General features: G+C 34.7%; 28 protein-coding genes. 6 read left to right on the forward strand and 22 right to left on the reverse strand.

What is annotated here, in order from left to right; genetic code table 11:
- Nucleotides 1-188 precede the first annotated feature (188 nt).
- The 3 genes from BP17_RS12375 to BP17_RS12385 form a co-directional block, all read right to left on the reverse strand.
- Nucleotides 189-1,283, reverse strand: a complete 1,095-nt coding sequence (locus BP17_RS12375; RefSeq protein ID WP_035054808.1) for a winged helix DNA-binding domain-containing protein — start codon at nucleotides 1,281-1,283, stop codon at nucleotides 189-191.
- Between the two features lie 85 nt (nucleotides 1,284-1,368).
- Nucleotides 1,369-1,893 (reverse strand): YehS family protein, encoded by a 525-nt coding sequence (locus BP17_RS12380; RefSeq protein ID WP_035054811.1) that lies wholly within the window; start codon nucleotides 1,891-1,893, stop codon nucleotides 1,369-1,371.
- Between the two features lie 116 nt (nucleotides 1,894-2,009).
- Nucleotides 2,010-3,254 carry an MFS transporter gene (locus BP17_RS12385; protein ID WP_232219625.1) on the reverse strand — a complete coding sequence of 415 codons (1,245 nt, stop codon included), beginning with the start codon at nucleotides 3,252-3,254 and terminating at the stop codon, nucleotides 2,010-2,012.
- A gap of 386 nt (nucleotides 3,255-3,640) precedes the next feature.
- On the opposite strand from BP17_RS12385, the gene uraA reads away from it, so the two are divergent.
- Entirely contained in the window at nucleotides 3,641-4,915 is a 1,275-nt protein-coding gene (gene uraA / locus BP17_RS12390) for a uracil permease (protein WP_035054813.1), read from the forward strand.
- Between the two features lie 70 nt (nucleotides 4,916-4,985).
- Here the strand turns inward: uraA and BP17_RS12395 are convergent, their stop codons facing one another.
- Entirely contained in the window at nucleotides 4,986-5,558 is a 573-nt protein-coding gene (locus BP17_RS12395) for an NUDIX hydrolase (protein ID WP_035054815.1), read from the reverse strand.
- Between the two features lie 203 nt (nucleotides 5,559-5,761).
- Here BP17_RS12395 and BP17_RS12400 point away from each other — a divergent pair, with 203 nt between their 5' ends.
- Nucleotides 5,762-6,361, forward strand: a complete 600-nt coding sequence (locus BP17_RS12400; RefSeq protein ID WP_035054817.1) for an acetate uptake transporter — start codon at nucleotides 5,762-5,764, stop codon at nucleotides 6,359-6,361.
- A 78-nt stretch (nucleotides 6,362-6,439) separates the two neighbouring features.
- On the opposite strand, the gene BP17_RS12405 is transcribed toward BP17_RS12400, so the two are convergent.
- From BP17_RS12405 to gloB, 3 genes are read right to left on the reverse strand one after another with little or no spacing between them, the layout of a single operon-like run.
- Nucleotides 6,440-7,303, reverse strand: coding sequence for an alpha/beta fold hydrolase (locus BP17_RS12405; protein WP_035054819.1), 864 nt, complete (start codon nucleotides 7,301-7,303; stop codon nucleotides 6,440-6,442).
- Between the two features lie 30 nt (nucleotides 7,304-7,333).
- Nucleotides 7,334-8,041, reverse strand: a complete 708-nt coding sequence (locus BP17_RS12410; protein ID WP_035054821.1) for a DNA alkylation repair protein — start codon at nucleotides 8,039-8,041, stop codon at nucleotides 7,334-7,336.
- A gap of 60 nt (nucleotides 8,042-8,101) precedes the next feature.
- Nucleotides 8,102-8,803, reverse strand: a complete 702-nt coding sequence (gene gloB, locus BP17_RS12415) for a hydroxyacylglutathione hydrolase (protein ID WP_035054823.1) — start codon at nucleotides 8,801-8,803, stop codon at nucleotides 8,102-8,104.
- A gap of 277 nt (nucleotides 8,804-9,080) precedes the next feature.
- Here gloB and fabV point away from each other — a divergent pair, with 277 nt between their 5' ends.
- On the forward strand, nucleotides 9,081-10,274 hold the full coding sequence (gene fabV / locus BP17_RS12420) for an enoyl-ACP reductase FabV (RefSeq protein WP_035055507.1): 1,194 nt from the start codon (nucleotides 9,081-9,083) through the stop codon (nucleotides 10,272-10,274).
- A 277-nt stretch (nucleotides 10,275-10,551) separates the two neighbouring features.
- On the opposite strand, the gene BP17_RS12425 is transcribed toward fabV, so the two are convergent.
- The 4 genes from BP17_RS12425 to yghU form a co-directional block, all read right to left on the reverse strand.
- The gene (locus BP17_RS12425) at nucleotides 10,552-11,463 is read right to left on the reverse strand and encodes an EamA family transporter (RefSeq protein WP_035054825.1); all 912 of its coding nucleotides are present in this window, start codon (nucleotides 11,461-11,463) and stop codon (nucleotides 10,552-10,554) included.
- Nucleotides 11,464-11,582: 119 nt separating this feature from the next.
- A complete protein-coding gene (gene arr, locus BP17_RS13860; RefSeq protein WP_232219656.1) occupies nucleotides 11,583-11,975 on the reverse strand; it encodes an NAD(+)--rifampin ADP-ribosyltransferase in 393 nt (130 codons plus the stop codon).
- A gap of 459 nt (nucleotides 11,976-12,434) precedes the next feature.
- On the reverse strand, nucleotides 12,435-13,154 hold the full coding sequence (locus tag BP17_RS12435) for a DNA alkylation repair protein (protein WP_035054829.1): 720 nt from the start codon (nucleotides 13,152-13,154) through the stop codon (nucleotides 12,435-12,437).
- Nucleotides 13,155-13,340: 186 nt separating this feature from the next.
- Nucleotides 13,341-14,129, reverse strand: coding sequence for a glutathione-dependent disulfide-bond oxidoreductase (yghU, locus tag BP17_RS12440; RefSeq protein WP_035054830.1), 789 nt, complete (start codon nucleotides 14,127-14,129; stop codon nucleotides 13,341-13,343).
- A gap of 253 nt (nucleotides 14,130-14,382) precedes the next feature.
- Here yghU and gloA point away from each other — a divergent pair, with 253 nt between their 5' ends.
- Nucleotides 14,383-14,763 carry a lactoylglutathione lyase gene (gene gloA / locus BP17_RS12445; protein ID WP_035054831.1) on the forward strand — a complete coding sequence of 127 codons (381 nt, stop codon included), beginning with the start codon at nucleotides 14,383-14,385 and terminating at the stop codon, nucleotides 14,761-14,763.
- A gap of 161 nt (nucleotides 14,764-14,924) precedes the next feature.
- On the opposite strand, the gene rlmH is transcribed toward gloA, so the two are convergent.
- From rlmH to BP17_RS12490, 10 genes are all read right to left on the reverse strand, one after another.
- Complete coding sequence (rlmH, locus tag BP17_RS12450) at nucleotides 14,925-15,404, reverse strand: 23S rRNA (pseudouridine(1915)-N(3))-methyltransferase RlmH (protein ID WP_035054832.1); 480 nt, start codon at nucleotides 15,402-15,404, stop codon at nucleotides 14,925-14,927.
- Between the two features lie 67 nt (nucleotides 15,405-15,471).
- Nucleotides 15,472-15,654: a CxxH/CxxC protein gene (locus BP17_RS12455; protein ID WP_035055510.1), complete on the reverse strand. Its 183-nt coding sequence runs from the start codon at nucleotides 15,652-15,654 to the stop codon at nucleotides 15,472-15,474.
- Nucleotides 15,655-15,839: 185 nt separating this feature from the next.
- Nucleotides 15,840-16,991, reverse strand: a complete 1,152-nt coding sequence (locus tag BP17_RS12460) for a S1C family serine protease (protein WP_269544553.1) — start codon at nucleotides 16,989-16,991, stop codon at nucleotides 15,840-15,842.
- Between the two features lie 32 nt (nucleotides 16,992-17,023).
- The gene (locus BP17_RS13460) at nucleotides 17,024-17,161 is read right to left on the reverse strand and encodes a hypothetical protein (protein WP_156956044.1); all 138 of its coding nucleotides are present in this window, start codon (nucleotides 17,159-17,161) and stop codon (nucleotides 17,024-17,026) included.
- Between the two features lie 193 nt (nucleotides 17,162-17,354).
- Nucleotides 17,355-18,164 (reverse strand): MBL fold metallo-hydrolase, encoded by an 810-nt coding sequence (locus BP17_RS12465; RefSeq protein WP_408605798.1) that lies wholly within the window; start codon nucleotides 18,162-18,164, stop codon nucleotides 17,355-17,357.
- Nucleotides 18,165-18,341: 177 nt separating this feature from the next.
- Entirely contained in the window at nucleotides 18,342-19,199 is an 858-nt protein-coding gene (locus BP17_RS12470; RefSeq protein ID WP_035054834.1) for a two-component system regulatory protein YycI, read from the reverse strand.
- A 1-nt stretch (nucleotide 19,200) separates the two neighbouring features.
- Nucleotides 19,201-20,505: a YycH family regulatory protein gene (locus tag BP17_RS12475; protein ID WP_035054835.1), complete on the reverse strand. Its 1,305-nt coding sequence runs from the start codon at nucleotides 20,503-20,505 to the stop codon at nucleotides 19,201-19,203.
- On the reverse strand, nucleotides 20,502-22,346 hold the full coding sequence (gene walK, locus BP17_RS12480; protein ID WP_035054836.1) for a cell wall metabolism sensor histidine kinase WalK: 1,845 nt from the start codon (nucleotides 22,344-22,346) through the stop codon (nucleotides 20,502-20,504). The genes BP17_RS12475 and walK overlap by 4 nt, the downstream gene beginning before the upstream one ends.
- Before the next feature lie 6 nt (nucleotides 22,347-22,352).
- Nucleotides 22,353-23,060 (reverse strand): response regulator YycF, encoded by a 708-nt coding sequence (gene yycF, locus BP17_RS12485; protein WP_198022536.1) that lies wholly within the window; start codon nucleotides 23,058-23,060, stop codon nucleotides 22,353-22,355.
- A gap of 452 nt (nucleotides 23,061-23,512) precedes the next feature.
- Nucleotides 23,513-24,031, reverse strand: a complete 519-nt coding sequence (locus tag BP17_RS12490) for a PTS sugar transporter subunit IIA (protein WP_035054840.1) — start codon at nucleotides 24,029-24,031, stop codon at nucleotides 23,513-23,515.
- A 342-nt stretch (nucleotides 24,032-24,373) separates the two neighbouring features.
- On the opposite strand from BP17_RS12490, the gene BP17_RS12495 reads away from it, so the two are divergent.
- Entirely contained in the window at nucleotides 24,374-24,829 is a 456-nt protein-coding gene (locus BP17_RS12495; RefSeq protein ID WP_035054842.1) for a DUF948 domain-containing protein, read from the forward strand.
- Nucleotides 24,830-24,861: 32 nt separating this feature from the next.
- Nucleotides 24,862-25,251 carry a YtxH domain-containing protein gene (locus tag BP17_RS12500; protein ID WP_035054844.1) on the forward strand — a complete coding sequence of 130 codons (390 nt, stop codon included), beginning with the start codon at nucleotides 24,862-24,864 and terminating at the stop codon, nucleotides 25,249-25,251.
- A 282-nt stretch (nucleotides 25,252-25,533) separates the two neighbouring features.
- On the opposite strand, the gene BP17_RS12505 is transcribed toward BP17_RS12500, so the two are convergent.
- A complete protein-coding gene (locus tag BP17_RS12505; RefSeq protein WP_035054846.1) occupies nucleotides 25,534-26,994 on the reverse strand; it encodes an alpha-amylase in 1,461 nt (486 codons plus the stop codon).
- Between the last annotated feature and the right edge of the window lie 5 nt (nucleotides 26,995-26,999).

The following is a 26,999-nucleotide window of genomic DNA, read 5'->3' on the forward strand; positions in this document are numbered from 1 at the left end:
GTTGCCTAAATTTAATACTTTATTTTTACATCCTTTTCAATTATAGGGGTTTATTTTTTATAATCAATATATTTTCTCTATGAAATTTTTAATCCTATTAAAAAACACTGAACTAAACTTCAGCAATCAAAAGCGAAAGTTTAATCCAGTGTTTTCTAATTTTAAAGATACTATTTCTTACTATTCAATTAAAGAATCGTTTCAACAGTAAGCACTCCTAAAGACTTTTTGAAAAAATAACAGTAATGTTCAGCTGCTTGTTTCAACCGATTTTTTGAAATAAAAATCGTCGGTACCAATTGGATTGTCAGATCGATACTTGCTGCTTGATGAACAGGTTTCCAACTGCCGACTACCTGTCCATTTTCAATTAGAGGGAAAAAGAAACCACTTTTTTGTGGATCTATTTTTGAATAAACTTCTGCAGAGAAGACATCCGTTCGGTCTTTATAGCCTATTAAGTATTCATCAAGACTGGGAAGTAAAGTGAGATTTAAAACTTTCTCGGATTTAATTACCTGTCGATCTATGGGCAACCAATATTCTTTTTTATTTCTACTTTCTGTAAACAATTCATTATCTGCTAACTGCATTCCTTTTTTAGCCTTAGCTATCGTTAAACCGGCCCACCAAGCAAAATCATGAACAGTAGCGGGTCCATGACTCGTTACATAACGGATAGCTAATTTTTTTAAGGCTTTTTCTTGAGAGAGTAAATTCCCTTTTGGCATCCAGTCTTCAATCAATAGAAAGGTTTGCTGCTTGCCTTTCATCGGTCCAATAAAAATCATGCCACTTTGAGCTGCGTACCACAAGATATGGTACAATCGTTGATTACTTGTATCAATATCTGCGTTTTCAAGTACCGTTCGTATTTCTGGTCTCGTTAATTGTTGTTGTTTTTTTAACGCCAAGTAAAGAATTTCTTTAGCTTGATTTAACTGATGTACCGTTAAACCTGTATTTTTTTCTACATGACCTAAATGTTTGTTTATCATGCTTTCAGATGAAAGTTCAATCATCCATGAAACATCCTGAATAGAAACAAAATGAATGGTATGACGCATGATCCATGTTCGAATAATTTTTTTCTCGAAAATAGCTTGCTCCACTTCTGATATGGTGCTCCCCGGTGTCCTCAGTCCAATAGCCCATAAAGCCATCTTATAGTCTTGTGCTTGAACGGCACCCATCCATTCTACCGTTTCTTCAGCTGATTGAAAATGTTCTCCTTCAATTCGTTGAGTATACAAACGTTGGTAAGGAATACTGGTTACATCCATATCATCACACTCCCTGATTCGATTAAATCATGAGCCTAGTTTTTTTGCTTCTAAATAATTAGAGCTAGTAATTTGGATCAACGGATTATTCGCGCCAAGCTATAGCTAAACCTTTCAAAAAGTTTCTAGCGTATCGATCGCCACATTCTTTGTAATTTCGATGCCCTTCTTTTCTAAAGACCGCGCTTAATTCACTTTTTGATATTTGAACGCCCGCATTTCCTAAAATACCTAACATATCTTCACTTGAAAGGGAAAGAGCTATTTTAATTTTTTTAAGCAACATATTATTCACATTTTCATTGGTTATCATCATTGGTACTTTTTTTTCTGGTTCATTGACGGCTGACTCTTTTTTGCCTCTTTTGAATATGATCAAACCATTTAAAAAAAATTCTAACGTTTGATTAGAGCATTTTTTCATATATTCATTTTCTTGGAAATCATTTTCTTTTGCATTATCGGCATCTTGCTTCTTTGCTTTATCCAACATTTTCTTGATGTCTTCTTTTGCTATATCTAATCCGCCTAATTTAAAAATCTCTACCATTTCTGTATCTTTGATATCTAAAGCATATCGTAGTCTTACTAATCGATCGTTGTTGTTCATATTATTTTACCCTCCAAGAGCTGTTTAAAATTTTTATCTCCCATTAGTATAAAGCTTTATTGCCCTTATTGCATCCTTTGTCCAAAGATAAGATTTATTTTATTTTCAGTAAAAAGTTATTCATTCTCTTCTTTTGGTACACCTGCCCTCAAAAGTTGGTTGTCATTAAACATAAATAACATCACAATAAGCAGCAATAGGCCAGAGACTAAGAGAAGCCATTCAATCCGAACGAGATCTGCCAGTGGGCCAAAAAAAAGCATTCCTAATGGCATCATTGCTGTAGCAATCATTGTTTCTACTCCAAATACTCTTCCTAAATAGTCTTCTGCTACTTTTTCTTGAAGCAACACAATCGTTGTTGCACTTAATAACGGTATGACCAAACCAAATAAAGCCATAACAAGAGAGTAGAACCAAAAATTAGAAATTATACCTAAAAGAACAGTGCATACTCCCATCATTAAAATAGCAAACGCAATCGAATGTATTCGATTCTTAAATCCTCCCCAAAAAGCGACCATCAGACCTCCAACAATCATGCCTGTCGAAAAGGCTACTTCGATCATCGTCAGCCTCCACACATCATTCCCAAAGGTACGTGTCACTTGTAAAGGTGTCAAGAAAGAAACTGGAGCTGCCAATAAATAGGCTAACGAGAAATAACTATATAGCTTCTTTAAAAATGCTCGATTTTTAATGTAAATAAACCCTAATTTAAGGTCAGCTAGATAAGAACTTTCTTGAACATGCACAGCTTTATTATGAGAAGGAATTTTCAAGAAAAAGGCTAAGATAATGATAGCCACTATTGCTGTAAAAACATCAATAAAGAAAATAATCTCGAGTGAAGCAAAGTTTAATAATGCCCCACTTGCCATTGGTGAAATTAGCATTGTAAGAGCTTGGATACTTCCATTGAATCCATTAACTTTAGTTAATTTATCTTCTGGTACAATTTGAGGCAATACTGCACTAACAGCCGGAATTTGAATTCCTGCGCCTAAAGCTCGAATAGCTGAAGCAACCAATAAGGCCCCTATTGAGCCTTGTCCGCTTAAAAATAAAAAAATCAAAAGTAAAGTGGAAACTGCAATGACCGCATCCGAAAGAATAATGAGTTTTTTACGATCGTAACGATCTGCCCATACTCCAGCAAAAGGTGACAAGAAGAAAGTTGGTAAAAATCCAAAAATAACGGATAACGTCATAATTACACCCGACTGCTCTCTTAAAGTGAGGTACCATGTAATTGCGTACTGGACTAGTGAAGACCCCAACAATGAAATTGTTTGACTACTCAGAAATAATATAATCATCCTTTGCCAATTTAAATTCATTTGATTTGTCGGTTGTTTCACACTATTACCTCCTAATAAGCGTGTATTCGACTACACGTTTCTGGTTCCCTTTTCTATTCATTAATAGTATACAATAGACTTTATTAAACCAGTAGTTACAGGTATTGAAATTTATCCTCATTCATAAAATTAGAGATAATTTATCAAATAAAAAAATAACAGTAAATATCCAATAGACTGCGCTTGATAATCTACTTATTTATTAATCATTTGTTGTAATTTCAATTATTTACTGCTAGAATAAGGCAAAGCAGAGTCCTTTTAAATTAATCCTGAGAGATTAAAAAGGGTAACAAGTCAATTTATGATACGATACCTGAGGTCCTTTTGCGAATATACCATTCAAAGAGGGCATTTTTTGTGCCCAAAAATAGGAGGAATCGTACATGTCAAGCAAGAAAATTATTCAAGTCGATGAAAAAGTCCCAGGAAAATTATTGGTTCCATTAAGTTTACAACATACATTTGCTATGTTTGGTGCTTCAGTATTAGTGCCTATTATCTTCGGCATTGACCCCAGCATTGTGTTATTAATGAACGGAATTTCAACTTTATTATTTATTTTTATCACCAAAGGAAAATCGCCAGCTTATCTTGGTTCAAGTTTTGCCTTTATCGGGCCAACAAGCATCATTATTGCCAATCAAGGTTTTGCATACGCACAAGGAGCTTTCGTTGTCTTAGGGATCATTGGCTGTCTTTTAGCCATATTTATCAGACGTGTAGGTACAGCATGGATCAATATCGTTCTTCCACCAGCTGCAATGGGCGCTGTCGTTGCATTAATCGGATTAGAATTAGCTGGCAACACCGTTCAAGGCGGTTCAATCGGCGCAAACTTAATGACGGATACTGCCGCATCACAGGATTTCATCGTCTTTTTCATTACTTTAGGTGTAGCTATTTTAGGTTCAGTACTGTTTAAAGGATTTTTATCTACGATTCCAATTTTAATTTCAATAGTTATTGGTTACATCTCTGCTGCTGCTTTTGGAATGGTCGACTTCACACCTTTAATGGAAACATCACTGTTTACTATGCCTCATTTTCAATGGGCAAAATTTGATGTGAATGCCATATTGACCATGCTACCAGTTCTTCTTGTCTTAACTTCTGAACATATTGGACATCAAGTCGTCACTTCAAATGTTATCGGTCGTGATTTGATAAAAGATCCAGGATTACATCGCTCTCTATTTGCTGACTATTTTGCCTCTGCTCTATCTGGTTTGATCGGTGGGGTACCAACAACCACTTACGGAGAAAACATTGGCGTTATGGCGATTACGCGTGTGTATAGTGTTCGCGTTATTGCTGGAGCAGCTATCTTCTCAATCTGTATAGCTTTTATTGGACCCTTAGCTGCATTAATTTCTACGATCCCTGGAAACGTCATCGGAGGAGTCACCTTCTTACTTTACGGAATGATCGGGACAAGCGGACTGCGTCTATTAGTTGAATCAAAAGTAGATTACAGTAAATCAAAAAATTTGATTTTAACTTCTATTGTGCTAGTTTCTGGTTTAAGCGGGCTAACTGTTAACTTTGCGGGAATTGAACTAAAAGGGATGATTCTTGCAAGTGTTGTCGGAATCGTTTTAAGTGTAGCCTTTTATTTATTTGAAAAAGCCGGCTTAATGAATGAATCAGATGAAGATTAAATACAAATAAAAAAAGCTGAGTACCCATTTCTTTCTATTATCATAATAGAAGAAATGGGTGCTCAGCTTTTTATTTAGGCTCACTAGCGATAGTTTTTAATTTATTATTCAGTTTTTCGTAGACAATTTTCATTTCTGGCTCAGAGCATGCTTCAACTGCTTCAACTAAATCCATCCATTTTATTGCACTATTTTCATCCGTTTTAACCGTTGTTTCTTCAGTTTCATTCGCTTCGATCAAATAGGTCACGTTCAAATGCAGATGTGTTGCAATTGGATTGCTTTTTTTTATATGGCTGGGAACGCCTAATATTTCTAATGAGTATATGTCTTTCAAAATTGGGAAAATACCGACTAAACCGGTTTCTTCTGTTGTTTCTTTCAGAGCCACTTCTAATAAGTCTTCATTGCCATCTGCATGCCCACCGATCCAGGACCACGATTGATAAATATTATGATACGCCATCAAGACCTTTGTACGTTCAGGATTAACGATCCAAGCTGAAGCTGTAAGATGCGCAAATTCATTTTCACGAGTCAATAAGTTATCAAAATTACTCAAATACTTTAACATCACTTCTTGTTCTTTAGCCTCTTGGAGGTCATAAGGGATGTATTGTTCAATATCATTTTTTAAATTCATAGCTGATCTCCTATGGAAAATTTTTATATATAGTATACCAGATAACTGGCTGAAGTTAGTTCTTTTAAAAATAATAATGAACGATTAGAACTCGTATAAAGTCTCTAAATCAATAATTGGTTTGACTTGCAACGATAGCCTTCTGTATAATAAGAATCGCGTGAATTTTCACGACATTATATGGTTAAAGGGGATTTCACAAAATGGATAAAGACAAATTAGGTAAAACAGTTACCTTCAAGGAAATAACTGCAAACCCTGCTCCAATTGGTTTATTAGGATTTGGAATGACTACTGTATTATTAAATCTTCATAACGCTGGATTTTTCCCAATGGATTCAATGATTTTTGCAATGGGTATTTTTTATGGTGGATTTGCACAAGTTATTGCAGGAATTATGGAGTGGAAAAAAGACAATACTTTTGGTGCTACCGCATTTACATCATATGGTTTCTTTTGGCTATCATTGATTGCAATAAATATTTTACCTACAATGGGTTTAGGCGAAGCACCTTCTAGTCAATCTATGGCTGCTTACTTATTTATGTGGGCTATTTTTACATTTGCTATGTTTATTGGAACGCTTAGAATCAATAGAGCTTTACAAGTTGTTTTTGGATCATTAGCAATTTTATTCCTTTTATTAGCTTTAGGTCATTTTACTGGTTCTGCACTTATTATAACAATTGCTGGTTATGAAGGGATCATATGTGGATTTTCAGCAATTTATGCTGCAATGGCACAAATTTTGAATGAGCTTTATGAAAAAACCGTTATGCCGATCGGTGAGGTCAAAAAATAATCAAATTAATCTGATAAAGGCCTGACAGTCATTCAAAATGACTGTTAGGCTTTTTTTGTTTACACTAAGTTAAAGAAGTTACTCTTGATCAATAAAATCAAAGAGCAGTTTATTGACTCGTTCAGGTTCTTCATGTTGTACCCAATGAGTCGCTTCTCCAAGCAATACTCCTTGACCCTTCTCACAGAATTCAAGACTTTTATTGGCCAATTCATGACCCAAAAATGGATCTTTAGCTCCCCACATCAAAAAAGTTGGGACTAAAACACTAGAAGGAACAACTGAATTAACAGGTTTCATCGCCAATGCACGATACCAATTGATCATTGATCGCATAGCACCTGGCTGAGACCATGCCGTCCGATACTTTCTTAAATCTTCTTCACTAAATGTGCCTTTTCGACTAGTGCTCACTAATGCCTTTTCTACAGCTTTCCAATTAGACATGCCAAATAATTTTTCCGGAATCCCTCTTAGTTGGAAAAACGCAATATAGGAACTTTTCAGGATTTGTAACGGATGTTTTAAGAGTTGGCTACTCATAGCTAGTTCATGTGGAGCATTGAGTACGATCAACTTGTGCAGCAACTCAGGATATGCTCTCGCTACTCGCCAAGCTACGATTCCTCCCCAGTCATGACCTACTAATACCACTTTTCCTCTTCCGGACGCTTTGATCAAACCAGCAACATCTGCTGCTAAATGATCTATTCGATAATCACTTACTTTTTTAGGTTTATCACTTAGATTGTAGCCTCTTTGATCTGGTGCCCATACTCGAAACCCTTTATTTGCCAATTCAGTCATTTGCTTGCTCCAACCATACCAAAATTCAGGAAAACCATGCAGTAAGATTACTAATTGCCCATCTTCGGGACCTTGTTGGACAACGTGCAGTTTAATTCCATTTGTTTCAACAAACTTGTGCTCTTGTATTTCCATCTCTTAAAAACCTCCTCTGCTAAGCTGATCTTAACACCTGACATATTTCCGTTTAAAACCTATTCTTCCTTTTTCTACTTGTTTTTGAATACTTTCATAAGCATTTGAAGTACTATCTTTTTTATTTTCTCGCTTGATCACTACTGGACCGACTCCCATTGCTATTTCAATTGCCTTTTCATGCAAAGGCGAAAATGAAATTCCTACAGTAGATAAGAAATTATTCATGGAAGATTTGGTTCGTTCTGGTGAATCATGAATCGTCTTTTTAACAGTATCAAGCATATTGAGAATCTTACTTTTAGAAAATTCAGTATCTGAGCGATTTCCTAAAAGCCAACAATAACAGCTCCAACCCGCCGACATTTTTAACTCCTGCCCACTTGCAATCCATTTATCAGCAACTTCTTGTGCAATATCTGATTCTGATAATGTTACGGCCACTACGAAATCAGATACCATATAAAAATAAGCCGCCTCCACCCAGCGATCAAAATCCGACTCAGTCATAGCTTTTGGCTCTGCAATGATACCTGCAAAATACATGGCATCATAGTTTCCTGTAGCATAAAGCTCTTCGGCTAAAGTTTGGTTGATTTTTATTTGCTTTGACATAGGTTTCATAGAACCTGTAGTCACGCCAAAAAGCGGTTCATGTGCACCATTCGATAGGTATATTTTCTTCATTCTTTCCTTACCCAACGCTTCAAGCTCCTGCATAACAGTTTCGAAATCCATCATTTTTTTCTCCTCACTTAATTTAGTAAATGCTTTAATGTCAGGATTAAAAAAGATACCCTAGAAATCGTCACGAGCGTTACGCAGCTCTTTAAACTCTGCTAACTCCTCTGCTTGCAGAAAAAGATTGATTTTTTTCTCCCTACCAATCGTTGTAGGTAAAGTCGGCTGTCCTTTTGCACGCCATTCATTAACTTCTGTTAAAGCCTCAGAAATAATCGTGTTATCTGGCTGAACAGAGTGTGCAAAACGTAAATTGGTTTCCGTATATTCATGAGCTGCATAGACTTGTATCTCATCGTCTAATCGTTTGAATTTTTGTAAGGCACTATATTGAGCCCGGTAATCTTTTGTAAATACTCGACCGCAGCCTGCTGAGAATAAGGCGTCTCCACAAAAAAGTGCACCTGCCGTTAAGAAGCTGATATGCCCATGGGTATGTCCACCGGTTTTTAAAACTTGGAAATTTTGGCCTAACAAATTAAAGGAGTTACCTTCTTGAACGATATGATCAGCGAGGTGCTCCGTTTCTTTTGGTCCATAAATTGAAGTACCTGGGTATTTTGCTAAAATTTCTTGAACCCCACCGACATGATCGTCGTGATTATGAGTTAAAAGAATCGAGCTTAAATGAAGCTGTTTTTCTTCTAGGTACTCTATCACACGTTCTGCTTCTCCTGGATCAACTACCACTACCTCTGTACCCTCTTCAATAATCCAAATATAATTATTTGAAAAAGCTTTTATTGGATGAATTTTCATATATCTATCTCCTCACTTTGAAGTATGCTTTTTAATATACTATTGATTATAACAGAACCTCGCATTAATCTAATGACTATACTATCAGTCCATTACTAAAAAGTATTTTTCTTTAACCTATAACAGCTTTTTAATTTTCATAATTTTCGGCTCTAGCTATTGTTTGGTAGACACAGATAATTAACTTTGACTTGAAATTTTAATAAGTCATTTCTCCTGAGAAGCTTTTTCTGATATTATATTGTTATAACAATTTAATGGAGGAAAATTAATCATGATGGAATTCAAACAAAACATACGGGGAAATGTAGCCCTAGGAATAAATCCGCTTGGATGTAAACAAGAAGTATTGAATCAAATCAATTATGTGAAAAGCAAAGAGACTTATGAAGGTCCAAAAAAAGTATTGATCATTGGCGCATCATCAAGCTACGGTTTGGCTACTCGGATCAGCCTAGCTTTCGGTGCTGGAGCAGATACAATTGGTCTTTCTTTTGAAAAAGGACCAAAGAACGAAAAAAACTTAGGTACAGCTGGCTGGTACAACAATATTGCTTTTCGAGAAGAAGCTGAAAAAGAAGGTTTGATTGCTAAAAACTTTGTTCAAGACGCCTTCAGTCATGAAAGTAAACAGGAAGTCATCGATTATATTAAGAACGAATTTGGGGGCAAAATAGACTTAGTTGTTTACAGTTTGGCAAGTGGTCGAAGAACAGATCCTGATACTGGTGAAACCTATAACTCTTCAATAAAAGCTATTAATGAGCCCGTTGTTGGCCCTAATATCAATATGCAAAAACAAACTTTCTATACTGAAACGCTAGATCCCGCAACTGACCAAGAAATTGCTGATACAGTAAAAGTAATGGGTGGAGAAGACTGGGAACTATGGATAAGAGCACTTAAAGAAGCAGACGTATTGGTTGATGGAGTCTTAACAACTAATTACTCTTATCTAGGAACAGAGCTTAATCATCCTTACTATGGTGGGGGTACTCTTGGCCTTGCTAAAGCAGATTGTGATGAAAAAGCCGATAACATTAATGAGTTACTAGCTGACATTAACGGCAAAGCCAGTATCGTAGTGGCTACTGCCGTTACTACTAAAGCAAGTTCCGTTATTCCTTTTTTCCCTGTGTATTGTATTGGTCTTTACAAAGTAATGGCAGATAAAGGCACTCATGAAACACCCATTATGCACCAAGACCGTATTTATCGCGAAATGATTTATGGCAATAAAAGTGAGTTCGATGAAATCGGCCGTCTTAGACCTGATAGTTGGGAACTAGACAGCGACACTCAAGCCAAAGCGAAAGAACTTATTTTAAAATTAAATGAAGAAAATTTCACTTCTGACATGACCGCTTATGATATCTTTTATAAAGAATTTTCAAATTTAAGTGGCTTCATGGTTGACGGCTATGTAGATCAAGAGGTTACACTAGAAGAATTACAAGCGTTAACGCTTTAATTTTTAGTATCTGCTTGTTTTAGTATAAGCCTCAAAAAAAAAAAGACGGCGTTTATTATGGGTTTGTACCCATGATAAATACCGTCTTTTTTAGGTTGTATGTCAAATGGCGTGAATATTTCAAAATAAAATTTCTTTTGGAATTACGGGTTAGTAATTGGATTAAATCTATCAATATTAAAAATGATAGAACTCTTTTTTTAGTGATTAAAATAAAGCTGTATTGGCTATTTTATGTTGGCGAGTTAAATAATGGAACGGTAGGTGTTTGCTCATTTTATAGATTGATCAGCACAAGAGCGATGACTGTCAAAATAATAGCTACTTGGTTTTTTCTAACAATTTTTTCTTTGAATAGTAAAAATCCACCTATATTGATCAACACTATACTTGCTGCACTATAAATTGGAAACACTACAGAAGTTTTCAACGTAGCTAGTGAAAGGATCAAAAAATAGGAAGAAAACAAGTTGGGTATACCTACTGCAAAGCCAGTTAGTATATCTTTTTTTGTTATTGTACTTTTTTCTTTAAACGTATAGAAAATACTTACTAAGAACGCCACGAAGAATAGGGCAAAGAGGAAGACATCTTTGTAGTCATTTAAGGCATATTTTTGATAAAACTTATTTGAAAACTCTGCCATGCCTCCAAAAATAAATAGTAAAATAATAGCAGGCTTAATATCAAATTTTTCGAGAGACTTCTGTGATAGGTTTACAATCACTATAGAGACTAAGGATAGTGCGATTCCAACCCATTGAATAACAGAAGGAAACTCTTTCCAGATAACGATTGAAAAAATCATTGGAATCAATATGCCTAATTTGGCAATCGTACCTGAGATTCCTACACCATTTTCCTTGATACTTTTTTGGTAGTATATAAATGAAAGAAAAAAGAAGGACCCAAATATTCCTCCGATAATTAGTCCCCATATAATACTTGAATAGGGAGATAAAATATGTTCATTATTACTGGATAGTAGTGAAAGATCCTTTACAAAAGATATCTCACGAGTCACACCAGATAACAATCCTCTAGAAAAAATCATAAAAAGACTAATAACAAATGCGATAAAGTAGTTTGCACTTGTTATGACATATCTGTTTGCTTTTGCATTTTCTGTGTACTTAAAAATAAGAGCAATCGATGCACTACATATAATGGCTAACGTTAAATAAAACATTCTGGCTCCTTTTCAAACTACGGTTTATATTTTAATCAAACCAAATTTTTTATTCATTATTTCTAAGAGCCTCGTCCAAAAGCCATTAACTTATCCTTTCAGGAGCGAAGGTTGAGTCCTCAGTTAATAATTTCTCCTTTATTTTTGGCCAACTTTTCATGCCACCGCCGAAGTTCTTCAGGCGTTTGTTGCGACCATTCTGTTACTTCGCCTACAATTTTTAAAGGTTCTTGTGAACGATAAGAACGGGTCAGATTTCCGGGAAATTTTTTATCTGTAACATTTGGATCATTTTCAAATTCTCCTGTTGGTTCTATAATATAAATACGTCCATTTCCAGCTCCTTTTGCTAATGAGGCTGCAAGTCCCGCACCACTAACCAAGGCTGTAAAATAAATGTGGTTCATCCTAAGTTCGGGTTTGTAATTTGATTCTTCTTTTGCTGTCAGTAGATCGCCAACTTGCAAGTCTGCTTTTGTCCCATGGTAAAAGGGGCCTTTATCAAAAGGCATGACTTTATAAGAATCTGATAATGCATAATTATTTTTTGCCTTCTCAGATTCGGATAAATCCTCATAACATTTAGCGATGTTCAGATATAACGATGAAAAATTGCTCTTAACCACATCATCATCCAATTTTAACGCAAACTGCAAAGATGTTTCGAACCAATTTAATTTGTCTGATATATTTTTTTGTTGTTGTGCTACATAATAAGCTGTAATAAATCTTTCAAAATCATCTGTTGATTCACTCCAGGCTTCAAGAAATAGTAAGCTTGCATCTGCAGGTTTGCCGCTATCTTCCATGGCCATACCACTAAGAAGTAGTTTAATGATAGGACTAGTGGGATCGAATTGAATTTCCATCTTATTTCACCTCGTAATAATATTTGCCACAAAAAAATGCTGCACTTTGAGCATTTAACTGTTGATTCCAAAAGTTGCGAAATCTAGCATATTAACTCTTACTCATCTTTTCTTCTCTTTGATCATTGCTTTCTGCTTCATTGGCTTTGGCATTTTTTCGATAGCATACCTTAGTGCAGTTCTAGGCATTATATCTCTTTTACTTAAGACGTACTGGTATACATCCTCTTCGTAGTTAGTACATAAAGACTTCAGCATCCAGCCATACCCTTTTTGCACTAAATCATCCGTATCCAACAATAAACTATCTGCAATTTCAAATAGATCATCTTTAAAAAGACCCTTCTTAGCTGGTACTATAAGCGATACCGCTGATGCCCGCCTGACCCATCTATTTTCGGATTTCGTCCACTCTTTTAATTTTTCAATAGACAATGGATACATTTCCAAGAAGGTTCCAATGGTGTGGTTACATAACGTATCACAAGATGCCCAGTTGGTCACATATTCATTTACCCACCTTTCAAACACAAGAAAATCCTCTTCAGTATACTGTTTCTTAATTGCATATGCCCAATTGCAAGCAACAAAAGATTCCTCCATTATTCCAGAAATCCACAGTTCTTCACATAGCTCAATTATTTCTTTTTTTGGAAGTTTTTCGATACTTTTAAATGCCTCTTTGGAAATCTTCGAGACTACCATAGTTTTTACACCATACCGTTTTACCTCTTCCTTAAAAAATCTTTTGCTACTTTCTTTTGTTGTTGCATCTGAATTATTGATTAGTTCATACCTTACCTGGTCTATTATTTCAGACATATCTTACACCCTCGAACTTTTCTTATTTTTCATTACATATTATTATCTCAACACTAGTAAATTTAATCAACCTATTGTGATTATCTTTTTTTGACATGTAAAAAAATGAAAAGCTTAAGTAACAGCTTTTCATTTCTCTAATTCTATTCTTTTATTTAATAAATGCGTTAATGTTATAAACCCTACTTAATCTTCAAGTGGTTGATACTCCGCTTCCAAGCCTTTTTGAACACCTGGTCGTTCTGCAATAAGGTGAGCCCATTTCAAAAGATGAGGGTATACATCCAGATTTAAAAATTCATAAGATCCTTCATACAATTTTCCTAAAGCTAAACGACCATACCAAGACCAAATAGCAATATCTGCGATGGTATAGGTATCACCAGCTATATAAGGACGCTGTGCTAAAGTTTTATCGAGTAAATCTAATTGACGCTTCGTCTCCATCGTGAAGCGATCAATCGGGTATTTCATAGGCTCTGGAGCATAAGCGAAAAAGTGACCAAATCCCCCCCCAACATAAGGACCAGCTCCCATTTGCCAGAATAACCAATTAAGCGTTTCGGTCCGACCATGAATATCTGTCGGAATCAGTTGTTTGTATTTCTCGGCTAAGTACAGAAGAATAGAGCCGGATTCAAAAACTTCCACACGAGGACTTTGGCTTTGGTCAACAAGGGCTGGAATTTTAGAGTTAGGATTGATCTCAACAAAATCCGACCCGAATTGGTCGCCTTCCCCAATATTAATAGTGTACAAGTCATAATCTGCGTCCATTACACCCAATTCTTTTAGCTCTTCGAACATAACCGTGACTTTAATACCATTCGGTGTTCCTAATGAGTAAAGTTGGAATGGAGCCTCTCCTACTGGTAATTTTTGTTCAAAACGACTGCCAGCTGTTGAACGATTGCCCCCTTTATTTGAATTCTCATCTTCCCACTGCCACACTTTTGGTAATTCATATTCCGCCATCATAACACTCCTCATACTTTTTATTAGTAACCCTATCATACTACTTATGTACCACTATTCTCAAATTTCTACTTCTTTATAATATTATTATTTCGGAAAAGTGAGCCAATGAATTGATATATTAACAGATTAAACCCTTTATTTTTTTGCCTATTGAGGTATTAGAAAGCACTATAGAAGATAACAAGGGCGTGCCTATATGACCTATTCATGCTAGAATAAAAATAAGAAACTATTGGAGGATGATATTATTATGAACCAAGAACTCGTTGAAATTTGCCTGCGTGTCAGAAATATTGAGGCTACTTTAGACTTTTATACTAACCTATTCGATTTTGAAGTTGCCAGTCACAGAAAATTCCCTGAAAATAAGTTTGATTTAGTTTATCTTAATTCTCCTGGTTCTTCTGTACAAATTGAACTTACTTACAATTATGATGCTGAGCCATACGATGTAGGAAACGGCTTCAGTCATTTAGGTGTAACTGTTAGTGACTTAGAAAAAATGCATGAGATTTGTAAAGCTTCTGCATACGAAACAGGTGATTTAAGAGGACTTTCAGGCGGCACACCTACCTATTTCTTTGTGACGGACCCTGATGGTTATCGGATTGAAGTAAAACGCGCAAAATAATTTTTCGAATATACTAAATGTAAGCATATTGGTTATTGCCAATATGCTTACATTTTTTAATTCCTTTTTTAATTCCTTTTTCTCATTATTTTGCATGTATAAACAACTGCTTATCATCACACAAGATCCCTTGTCAATTCATTATTTTTTTTTAACCTCATTTACTTATGATACGGTTCATTCCGGACAATTTTGAATCCACGATAGATTTGCTCGATTAATACTAAACGCATCAATTGATGAGGAAGCGTCATTTTCCCAAACGAGATAGGGGTATTGCTTCGTTTCATTACTGCATCGCTTAAACCTAATGACCCACCTATAACAAAGACAATTGTACTTTTACCTTGAACGCCTAATTGTTCAATTTCTTTCGCAAATGCTTCTGAGGTGCGTTGTTTCCCTTCAATAGCTAATGCAAATACATATGCTTGATCCGGAATCTTTGCTAAAATGCGTTCGCCTTCTTTTTCTTTTACCTGAATCATCTCAGCTTCGCTTAATTTCTCAGGTGCCTTTTCATCTGGAACTTCAATTAATTCTAATTTGCAATATGCTGATAATCTCTTAACGTATTCGGCAATTCCCATTTTTAAATATTTCTCTTTTAATTTACCCACAGTTATTATTTTAATGTTCAAAAAAGTTATCCTCCTATAATCACAGGTTATCCACAAAAGTTATCCACATGTCCACAACTCTATATCATTATCTAGTGGTAGAATGTTTGTTCGACACTACATATATTGCATCCTTATCGCAATAACTACATTTTTTTATCGAGTTATCAACAAGCAATAATTGGTCTAAAATCGGCATTTCAAAACCGCCATAAACCGCGTCATCTAAAGCTTCTTCTACATGTTCTTGACAAGCCATAATTTCATCCATCCACAGTACCCCCTTCGTTTTGTGGATAACTTTTTTTGCTCCCACAAACCTTTCTCCTGTTATTTTACAGCACTTATCCACAATGTTCAAAACTTTTTCATTCTAATTATCCACAGCAAACAAAAAAACACTTTTAAATTGGTATATTTAAAAGTGTTTTTGACAAAAAGTTACTTACTATTCTATTATAAATCAATTTCAGCAGTCATTGTAACAGTTGTAGTTTGCAGTTCACCATCATGATAATATTCGACTTCAATTTCTTTTCCAAGTTCTGAAGCATAAATTTCTTTACGCAAGGATATTGAATCGGTAACCTCAACACCATTGAATTTTACGATGACATCATATTGCTCTATGCCGGCAATTTCAGCTGCTGAATCAGCTTGAACTTCAGATACTACAATACCAGAAGTAACTTCTTCGGGTAAGTTCAATACTGCTTCTTGTTGTTGTTCTGATATTTCGGTTAGATCCAATAAGCTGACACCTAACACTGGACGAACAACTTCTCCATCTGCTTCTAATTGATTAATAATATCAACTACATCATTACTAGGAATAGCAAAACCCATTCCTTCAACAGTATCACTAGAGATTTTCATTGAGTTGATTCCTATGACTTGTCCAGCTATATTGATGAGGGCACCACCAGAATTACCTGGGTTGATTGCTGCATCCGTTTGAATAGCTGTTACTTCCCAATCAGCAACCCCGTCACCTGTTATATCAGTTTCGACACTCCGATTTTTAGCGGAAATGATTCCTTGCGTTACTGAAGAAGCAAAATTTGTCCCTAGTGGAGAACCAATTGCAATTGCTGGTTCACCGACTCTTAGTACTTCCGAATCGCCAAAAGTAGCCACTGTCGTCACATTTTCAGCTGGAATTGACAATACAGCTAAATCTGTCCAAATATCTGTTCCGATCAGTTCAGCTTCAACTTTTGTACCATCTTTTAAGATAACTTCAATTGCATCTGAACCATCAATTACATGATTATTGGTTACAACGTAGGCAGTATCATTATCTTTTTTATAAATAACGCCACTACCTTCACCAGCTGTCTCTAAGTTACTATCTTCTTGCATGCCCTCCTCAGTTTCAAATGCATCACCAAAGTCTTGAGAAGTCTGTGATTGCATGTTAACAACTGAAACAACCGAATCTTCAACTTTTTCAACAGCTTCTGTCACATCAGAGGTCACATCTACACTAACATTTGTTGTAATAACTTCACCAGTATTTTCATCAACCATGCCTGTACTTATATCGTTATTACCACCATCATCTTCGGTAGCTAATAAGTAACCTCCACCTAGAGTTGCTACTATCAACCCACCGATCAGTCCTCCAATAATACCACCTTTTAAAGAGCTCTTTTTTTACTTTTTTTCGGTGAAGATTCCGTATTTATAGTGCTATTTTTTTTGGGATTTTCTACTTCTGTTTCTTCTTCTCCCTTAAACGGTAAATTTGTTTGATTGTTTTGATTCTCATCACTCATTACATTCACCCCTCGTGTTTTTATACTTCTAGCATAATCTTTACATTTGAATTTTATATGAAATTTTTGGGATATTTCCACCATTTCTTATGTAAGTTTAACACTAAACCCTCTTTAAGTGATTATTGAAGCTTAGCAAAAAAATGAACTGCTCATGAAAGTTAAAATTCATAAGAAATTCATTTTTTATTGTTTAAACCACAAACAACGGAGTCGGTGCTACAGGATCTGTATCAAACACTAAAAATTTATCCTCTACTCCAGTTTCTTTTTCTTTTAGAATATTGACAGCCGTCATATGTGCCAATTCTTTTAAATTATTATCTTTGCTTAGGTGACCTAGATACACTCTTTTAGTAGCGTCCCCTATAATTTCAGCTAAAGCTAAAGCTCCGTCTTCATTTGATAGATGACCTTTATCTCCCAAGATACGTTGCTTTAAATGCCATGGGTAATTGCCCATCCGCAACATCTCGAGATCATGATTGCTCTCAAAAAGATACGCATCTGCATTCGAAACAATACCTCTCATACGATCGCTCACATAGCCTGTATCTGTTAACATCACAAAATTCTTATTGTCCTTATGAAAACTGTAAAACTGAGGAGCAATCGCATCATGAGAAACACCAAAGCTTTCAATATCTATATCCCCGATAGTCATCGTTTTACCCATTTCAAATAAATATTTTTGCTCCGTTTTGATTGCACCAACAATAGGGTTCATCGCTTCCCAAGTTTGTTCATTTGCATATATATCTAAATGATATTTTCTAGCTAATACACCTATCCCATGGACATGATCTCGGTGTTCATGTGTCACTAAAATGCCATCTAAGTCTGCTATATCACGATTTATTTTTTTTAGTAATTCTGCTATTTTTTTCCCGCTTAATCCGCTATCTACTAGTAGTTTCTTTTTTTCGGATTCTATATAAGTAACATTTCCAGAACTTCCACTGGCAAGAATGCTAACCTTTAATCCATTTACTTTATTGGATATCATCTAAAAAATCCTCCTCTATTACCCTTATCATTTTACATCAAACTTATTTAAATTCAAGTTTTCATAACGCAAAAAGACCCAAAGCAAAAGGTTTAATGTCAAGCTCGCACTTGTACCTTTTACTTTAAGTCTAATGAATAAAAGAATTCTTAATTGTTAACTTAATCGAACATCTTAGTTAGCATTTATACTTTCCTCTACGGCAGCTTCTTCAGCAGTTGAATCCTCACTGATATTTGCACGAATAATACTCCCACTGAGAGCATCTACTCGCTTATACTCTATCGTTCCACTATTGGTGACTTCAATATACCATACCGGCGCATACATACTTAACTTTTGTAACAAGAGTGTTTTAGAATAAGTTAAGACCGGTTTTTTAACTGTCGCACTTGCTGGTATTTCATCATTTTGATATAAAATTTCAACCGCATTTTTATCTGTAATCAAGTTTCGACTTTCACCTTGAACCGTAACTGGACCTGCAAATGTTTGATCATAAGAAATAACTTGTCTTTTATCATTTAAATGAAAGACGATTTCCGATGTGCCATCTGCAATTGGGATATTGTTTGCAATTTGAGTATATTTTATTTTTTGATCAGATGAATTGTAACTAAAGTATTGGTACTCTTTACCATACAAAACTTGATCACTTAGTACAAATTTATTTAATAGTTCAATATCTTCCTCTACTATCTCCAAGTCTTCTGATAAAGTAAGCGGATTAGAAAGCAAACTACTATAAAGTGAGCCATCTTTTTCAACCGTTCCAGAAAGATTTTTTAATTGGGCAACATTATCTTCTAGTAAATTATTCGTTTCAGCTTGGACATAAGGAACTTTATTTTCAGCTTCCGAAAAATCTGGTAAATTGATATTTTCATTTTCCATTTCTTCAATAAAATCAATTTCTTGATTTGAACTACTGGTGTAATAACTTTCATTTTTATCAAAATACGTGAAAATTAAAAATGTATTTAAAAAAATGAATGTAATGATAAAAATGATTTGAATCCGTTTGAAATCCATATTATTGACCTCCTTCTTCATTTAGAAGTAGGCTTTGTGCAATTTCCCAAGTACCGTCAATATTGACATACCAATTCGGTTCTAAATTGATAACACGATTTGATTCTGTACTATTTGTCCAGCTGTAACCAATTTTCATATCGTCGATCTCCGCACTACTATAACCAATTTGTGCTAAAGAATCTAAGATGCTTGATCCACTTTGGAGTGTTTTTTGTTCTTCAACATCAGAAATAGGCGTCTGAGCTATGACTAAAGGAATTTGTAATCGTGATAATCCATCTTCAACAACTGTGATTTTTGTGGTTCCGTATTCAGAGCTTTCACTGAATACAGGAAATCCTTCAATATAGCGACGATACGTCACTTCTTTCGATGAGTCATTAAAGTCAAAATAATGAACCGTAGAGGCCCAATTTTCATATTGAATCAATTGATTATAGCTTGATTTTAAGGTGTCTGTAATAGACAACTTATTTTCAGCACTTCGGTTTCGATAGTAAGTTAAAATGTCCGTATTTTCATTAATTTGTAACTCACTAACATAATCATTATAACTAACAATATTTTCAGAATTATCACTATTTTCTCTAACTTCTGAAGTATCATCGAATAAACGTTCAATAAATAATTGATTTGTTTGTCTCTCAACCAAATAACTTAAGTAGGGCAAATCAATTTCCTCTATTGACGTATAAATTTGTTTTCCTTCTTCAAGAGCTACCGTTGCTGAATAAGATTTAGCATTATCCGCATTTAGTACCTCATTCAATATTTCTTGATCTATTCCTTTTATTGATTCACTATAAAATAATTTTGAATGGGTATTATAAAAATAAATTTGACTAACATCATCTTGTGAAATATATATACGATTAATTGTACGGTCCTGATACTCACCTGCAAGATCATTAAAGCTATCTGAGAATATACCAAAAGAAATATTTTCTGCAAAAACCATCTCTATTGCATTAATTTGACTTAATGTCTCTTGATATTCTTCATTTGTTAATTCAATAGGCTCTTCTACGGAATCCACTTCCCAATTAGTCATTTCTTTGGTTATAGATTCCACTACATCTGTTTGAGTAAATACACTTATTTCTTCATTTCTATGAAGAGCAATTTGAACAGGTCCAAAAACTTGTAATAACTTTCGCTCAATAGAAACAGAAGAAGTCGTTCCTTGACTTGTATTCGTCTCCTCATTAAATTGACTAGGCATTGTCCAAATAATAAAGGTTAGAAAGAGACTTAATGTAATAAGAGATATTAAGAGAATATTTAGCATTACATCTTTTTTCATTCCCAATCATCCTCCTCATAGGGAAGATAAGGTAATGAAATATAAAAGGTTGTCCCTTTTCCTTCCATACTTTCTACCCATATTTTACCTTTATGTTTTTTAACGACTTCTTTAGATATTGCTAAACCTAATCCAGTTCCTCCCATAGAACGAGCCCGAGCTTTATCAACTCTAAAGAAACGGTCAAATACATTAGCTAAATCCCTTTTTGGAATACCAAGACCTTCATCACTTATACTAAAAATCACACTATTGTTTGTTTCAACTAATCCACATATGATCGTTCCACCATCTGGGGAATATTTAATAGCGTTATTCATAATATTGTCTAAAACTTGGATCATCTTATCTGCATCTACTTCTACCCATAACTTGCTTTCTGTAAATTCTCTTTTAATAGAAAACTTTTTCTTTGACTTATCAGAAGACTGTATCATCATTTCAAAACGTTTGATGACATGATCGAATAATTCATTTACGTTAAGATATTCCAGCTCTAACGTTTCCTTATTAGAATCCATCCGTGAAAGGTCTAACAGATCTTTGATCATACGGATCATACGATCTGTTTCTTCTTGTGTTACTTTTAAGAATTGTGGAGCAATCTCTGGATCTTTCCAGGCACCATCTAGTAACGCTTCTAAATAACTTCTCATACTTGTCAGAGGTGTTCTTAGTTCATGTGATACGTTAGAAACAAATTCTTTCCGTTCGGTTTCTATCTTTTCTTGTTTCGTTACATCATGAAGCACACAAACGATTCCACTAATAAATCCAGTCTCTCTTTGAATAAGAGTGAATTCACCCTGTAGTATGACTGGTATTTCCTCAGTAGAAAAGTCGAATGAAATAATATCTTCATTTTCCAGTAATTTACGCAAGGTATATTCCTTGTCTATTTTTAATACTTTTAAGATTGAAACGCCTAGTGCCATTTCCTGGGAAATTTGCAACATTTCCATTGCTTTGTCATTTATAATAACAATGATTCCTCTACGATCTGTTGCTATAACGCCATCTGTCATATGAGTCAACACACTATTTAAACGTCTTCGTTCAGACTCAGTTGTTTCTTGTGCTTCTTCAACTTTGGTCGACAAATCGTTGATTGCCATAGACAAAACGCCCAATTCATCTCTACTATACACTTTAACTTGTCCAGAATAATCTCCGTCAGCCATGCGCGTTGTTTGCAGCGTCATTTCAGTGATTGGTTTTGTTATTGCCCGGGAAATAAACAACGCTAAAATAACCGTTAATGCGACTGCTACTAAAGAAGAATTAAGAAAAATAAAAGTTATTTCAATTATTTGTTCATAGACACTCTCAATATTGGTCGTTAACGCTATTACTCCAAGTATTTCATTTGACCCATCATTTGCAATAATAGGAGAAACCAACTTCCAGATTCGGTCGTTGGTTGTTTGATCTTTATATTGGCTTGTTACTGTATTTCCCAGTAATAAAGCTTGGTGGACATCTTTTTCATTGGTTTTACTGCCCACACTATTTTGTTGTGTACTATCACTTGATCCTAGCACATAGTGCTGAGCATCAATGACTTGAACTTCTAAAATACCATTCCCAGAAAAATCTTCAATTAATCTTGAAATCTCTTGAATATCTTCTTCTGTTTCATCATCTAACAGAATGGGTTGGATCGTATTATCTAAAAACCCAACTTGAAGTCTTTTTTCTTCTTGGAAATTAGTGACCAATTGAGTTTCTAATTGCCTAACAAAGTAAGTTCCAATCAATTCTAATGCAACTAATAAGACAACAATAAAAACGAAAATTATTTTCAAATCAATAGATTGAAAAAAAGCGATTTTTTTCTTCATGAAATATTACTCCTGTTCAGGATTTCTTAAATAGTAGCCCACTCCACGTCTTGTTACAAGCCATGTTGGGTGACTTGGGTTATCTTCTATCTTTTCTCTTAATCTTCTAACGGTTACATCTACCGTCCTTACATCACCAAAGTAATCATAGCCCCATACCGTTTGCAGCAGATGTTCTCTAGTCATGACTTGACCTAGATGTTTAGCCAAATAATGCAGCAATTCAAATTCACGGTGTGTTAATTCAATTGTTGCCCCTCTTTTAGAAACAATATATGCATCTGGATGAACCGTTAACGCTCCTACTTCAATATCATTCGTTTCAACTTCTTCAACAACTACGGTTTTTGCATTATCATGCCGTCTTAAGTTTGCTTTCACACGTGCTGTCAGCTCTCTATTTGAAAAAGGTTTTGTCACATAGTCATCAGCACCAAGCTCTAAGCCAAGAACTTTATCAATTTCTGAATCTTTTGCTGTAACCATGATAATAGGCATATCGTGGTTTTTACGTACTTCTCGACAAACTTCTAGCCCATCTTTTTTTGGCAGCATCAAATCTAAAATAATAAGATCTGGTAAGACTTCTTCGACTTTTTCTAAAGCTTCTTCTCCATCATATGCTGTGAATACTTCATATCCTTCTTTTGTTAAATTAAATTTCACGATATCTGAAATTGGTTTCTCATCATCAACTACCAATATTTTTTTCAAAATGAAACCTCCTCAAAATTTCTTTTTTAAATTAACTTGTTTTTATTTTTAGTAGGATTTACTTTTTAGTCTAACTTACTTTAAATTACTACATAGCTCTACGTTCCATTATACCGAACATAAGATGAGAGTGCAAAAAGCACCATTAAGTGGTTATTATAGTCTTTTAATTTATTAAGTCTATAATTTTTAGTGTTGCTAAATCAATTAAATGACTCACCCATTTTTTTTGGAGGAATGGCGTTGCTTGTGGCTTGAGAGGAAGTACTGTGGGTAATTAATGCCCACTTGTATTCGTTTGTACGTTACTAAAGTAGCAATAAATATGACTATAGACTTACAAGTGATCTCAGAGTTTCACATGCAAAAATGCCTATTCCGAATGATTTTTTTGTAATCATTCACACCGTTTGACGTAGAGCCAATTTATTAAAAAAATACAAGTGTATCTTTTAATATCCCTCAATAGTTAAAGCAACTGTTTTTCCAGCTATAGCTTCAACTTCATTATCTGGTTTTAAAACATACTGGTAATTTTCATTTTCTCCATTTATTACAATGACTGGAATAAATAGACGACAATTATGGCTGATAAGGTATTCTCTATTAAATGTTACAAGAACTTCTCCTTGTTCTACATACATACCTTTTTGGAGATTTGTTTTAAAGCCCTCTCCATTTAGCATTACCGTATCTAACCCAACATGAATTAAAACTTCTAATCCGTCTTCTGTACGGATCTCAAATGCATGAGAAGCATCTGCTACTTGAAATAACTTTCCGCTAATGGGTGCATAAACTACATTTGAAGTTGGGATCATGGCAAAACCTTCTCCAATCATTTTTTCAGAAAAAACTAAATCAGGCACTTCTTCTACAGGTATTATACTACCATCTGTTACGGCCACCAATAGTGCTTTTTTCTTCCCTAGTAATTCATTTTGTACTTCTTGCTTTGAAGATACGCTCATTCCTATAATCCTCCAATGGTTAACTCTTCTTTTATTGATCATTAAGAGTCATATACTCTTTGTTTTATCTTTAATTGTACCGGATTATACTCCTTTTGACTATCTTTTATAAAAAACAAAAATTTTAGTTGCATATCTGAGACATTTTTTTAATCTGCTGTTATAATTTCCGTATTAATGCGATTTCATTTCATTTGGATATTCCTATTATTAATGGTATTCTATAGAAAATGATAGTGAATAAATCACTCATTGATAAATCAATTAGGTCATTTATCTACTTTCATATTTAGTTAATCTTTTTTTTTAATCTATTTTAATGAAAGGAGCGTAAAAGCTAACATGTCAATCGAATTTATCATAGCCATCGGTATCACAGTTTTGGCCTTGGTTGCTTTAATTATTGTCGGAATACTCATTAGTAAAAAAGTAGGCAGTTTGATGAAAGAAATCAATTCCACTCAAACGACTGTTCAAGATCAAATAAATCATTTTACAAAAGAAACTGATGCTATAACAAGTAAGATAGATCATATGAAAACTCGAGTAGATGATATGAAAAAAAATATAGCTGTTAAACAGGCTAATATTTCTGACTTTACTCAAACAACAGCTGTATTTGGAGAATCTATCAATGATTTAAAACAAAATAGCACTAAAGTCGTTTCACATCTTTTCTCTAGCTCAAATAGAAAAGTAACTGTTACTCCTCCTCGAATAACAAAAGTAGGAAAGACAGCTTTAAAGATGTACCAAAATAGAACTAAGAGGACCAAAAAACGTTTTTTATTTAACTAAACCAAACCAAATTAGAAAAGAGGACTTACATCATGGCTAATAATTTTACTAAAACTTTATTTGTGGGAGCTGCTGCCGCAATCACTGCTTTACTACTCGCTCCTAAATCTGGAAAAGAATTACGTGAAGATATAAAAATACAAGCAAATGATTTAAAAGATCAAGCAATGGACCAAGTAAACAGTTTTGCTGAAGAAGTAAAACAAAGTTATAAAGAAGTTGAAGAAGAAATTAGCTATACTGATCCTGAATTAGCTGCTACTATTGAGGATATTGAAACGGATCTAAACTTAAATTTACATTCTGAACCAGCTGATCCTTCAGATTTTACCGGTTCTGTTGAAGTTCCATCATCTTCTGCTGTTGAAGATCTATCTAATGCCCCTGACTTATCAGTTGAGGATAGAAGAGGACAATTATAATCACTTAATAGGATCAGGACAAATTGTCCTGATCCTATTTTTTTGGGACTATAATCTTTAGTGTTGCCAGATTTTATTTAATTAAACACCTAAAAATTCTGGAGGAATAAGGTTGCTTGTAGCCATATATTGGATTCAATGCGAATAACTGCGCGTTAACGCTTCAGCGATTACGCTCTGTTGAGGATTGAAAGCCTTAAGACCGTGCTCAGGCTTCAGGTGGTCTCCGTGGCTTCACAAGCAAAACCGTCTATTCCATAAGAATTTTTAGTAGTCACATGATTATTCTTCTCTTTTCACCCATACCGATAAAGAGCCTGCTGCTACAAGAAAATGACCATTTCCCGTTTCATCAATGGTTACTGTCTCCGCGCAATTACCTAAATAATCTTCATAAACAAATCCCTTTTTTTCTTTTCCTACAAACATATCCTTAAATCCTGCTCCACTATTTGAAATAACTATGGTACATCCTTTTGGATACTCTTCATTTCCCGAACGTGTCCAACCAATGCAATTACTATGGTCAATATAATCTGTTTGATCTCCATGTGCATACTGTTTTTTTATATAAAGCAACTTGTCGATCACTTCACGATGGGGTTCAATTGGATTTTCCCCTTTGATACCATAATAATCACCATAGAACAGAACGGGATAGCCTTCTCTTCTTAGTAAGATAATTCCGTAAGCTGTAGGCTTAAACCATGCCTCCACAAATGATTCAAGTGATTGATCCGGTTGAGAATCATGATTATCCACAAACGTTACAGCTTGCATGGGATGATTTTTTATCAATGTCTGATCAAATAATTGTCGTAAATCAAATTTATTTCCTTGTTTTGAAGCTCGTTCCAGTTGATGATGCAACCCAACATCAAAGAGATCTATTTTATAGTCTTGACTCTCTAAATAATTTTTCAAACTATCATAACTTTGATCCCAATATTCTCCAACAATAAAAAACTGTTTCCCAAAATTAGCTTCAATGCTTTCACGCAACTCGTAAATAAATTTTTCATTTATATGTTTAACTGCATCTAACCTAAATCCATCTACGCCAGTTTCTTCAATAAACCAATTAGCCCATTTTTTTATTTCTTTAATGACATCAGGATGGCTATAATCAATATCAGCGTACATTAAGTAATCATAGTTCCCGTATTCATTATCTACTGTTTCGTCATCTGCCCAGCCTTTATTTGGACCTTCAATACGATAAATAGCTTTTTTTTCATTTTCTTGGTTGTAATCTGTTCCAGAAAAATGATACCAATGCCATTGAAAATCAGAATACTTCCCTTTTCTGCCAGGAAAAGTGAACTCTGTCCATCCTTCAATTTCATAAGGTTCACTAATTGTTTGATTGCGATCATCTGGATCTACTTCAATCACTTTAAATCGTTCCGTTCCATCTGCACCTGCTTTATGATTTAAAACGACATCAGCGTAAACTTGAATTTCATATTTATGCAACTCATCAATAGCCGCAATCAATTCCTCTTTTGTACCATACTTAGTACGTACGGCACCTTTTTGATCAAATTCTCCTAAATCATATAAATCATAAACTCCATATCCATTGTCTGTTGTACCTGTACCCTTATAGCACGGCGGTATCCACACACTGGTTACTCCGATTTCAGCCAAGTGTTTTGCATCTTCTTTTAGCCGTTTCCAATGATTTCCATCATCCTCTACATACCATTCAAAATACTGCATCATTACTCCGTTTTTGAGCATATCTA

It is taken from the genome of Carnobacterium pleistocenium FTR1 (genome assembly GCF_000744285.1).
In the GTDB taxonomy this organism is placed as follows: domain Bacteria; phylum Bacillota; class Bacilli; order Lactobacillales; family Carnobacteriaceae; genus Carnobacterium_B; species Carnobacterium_B pleistocenium.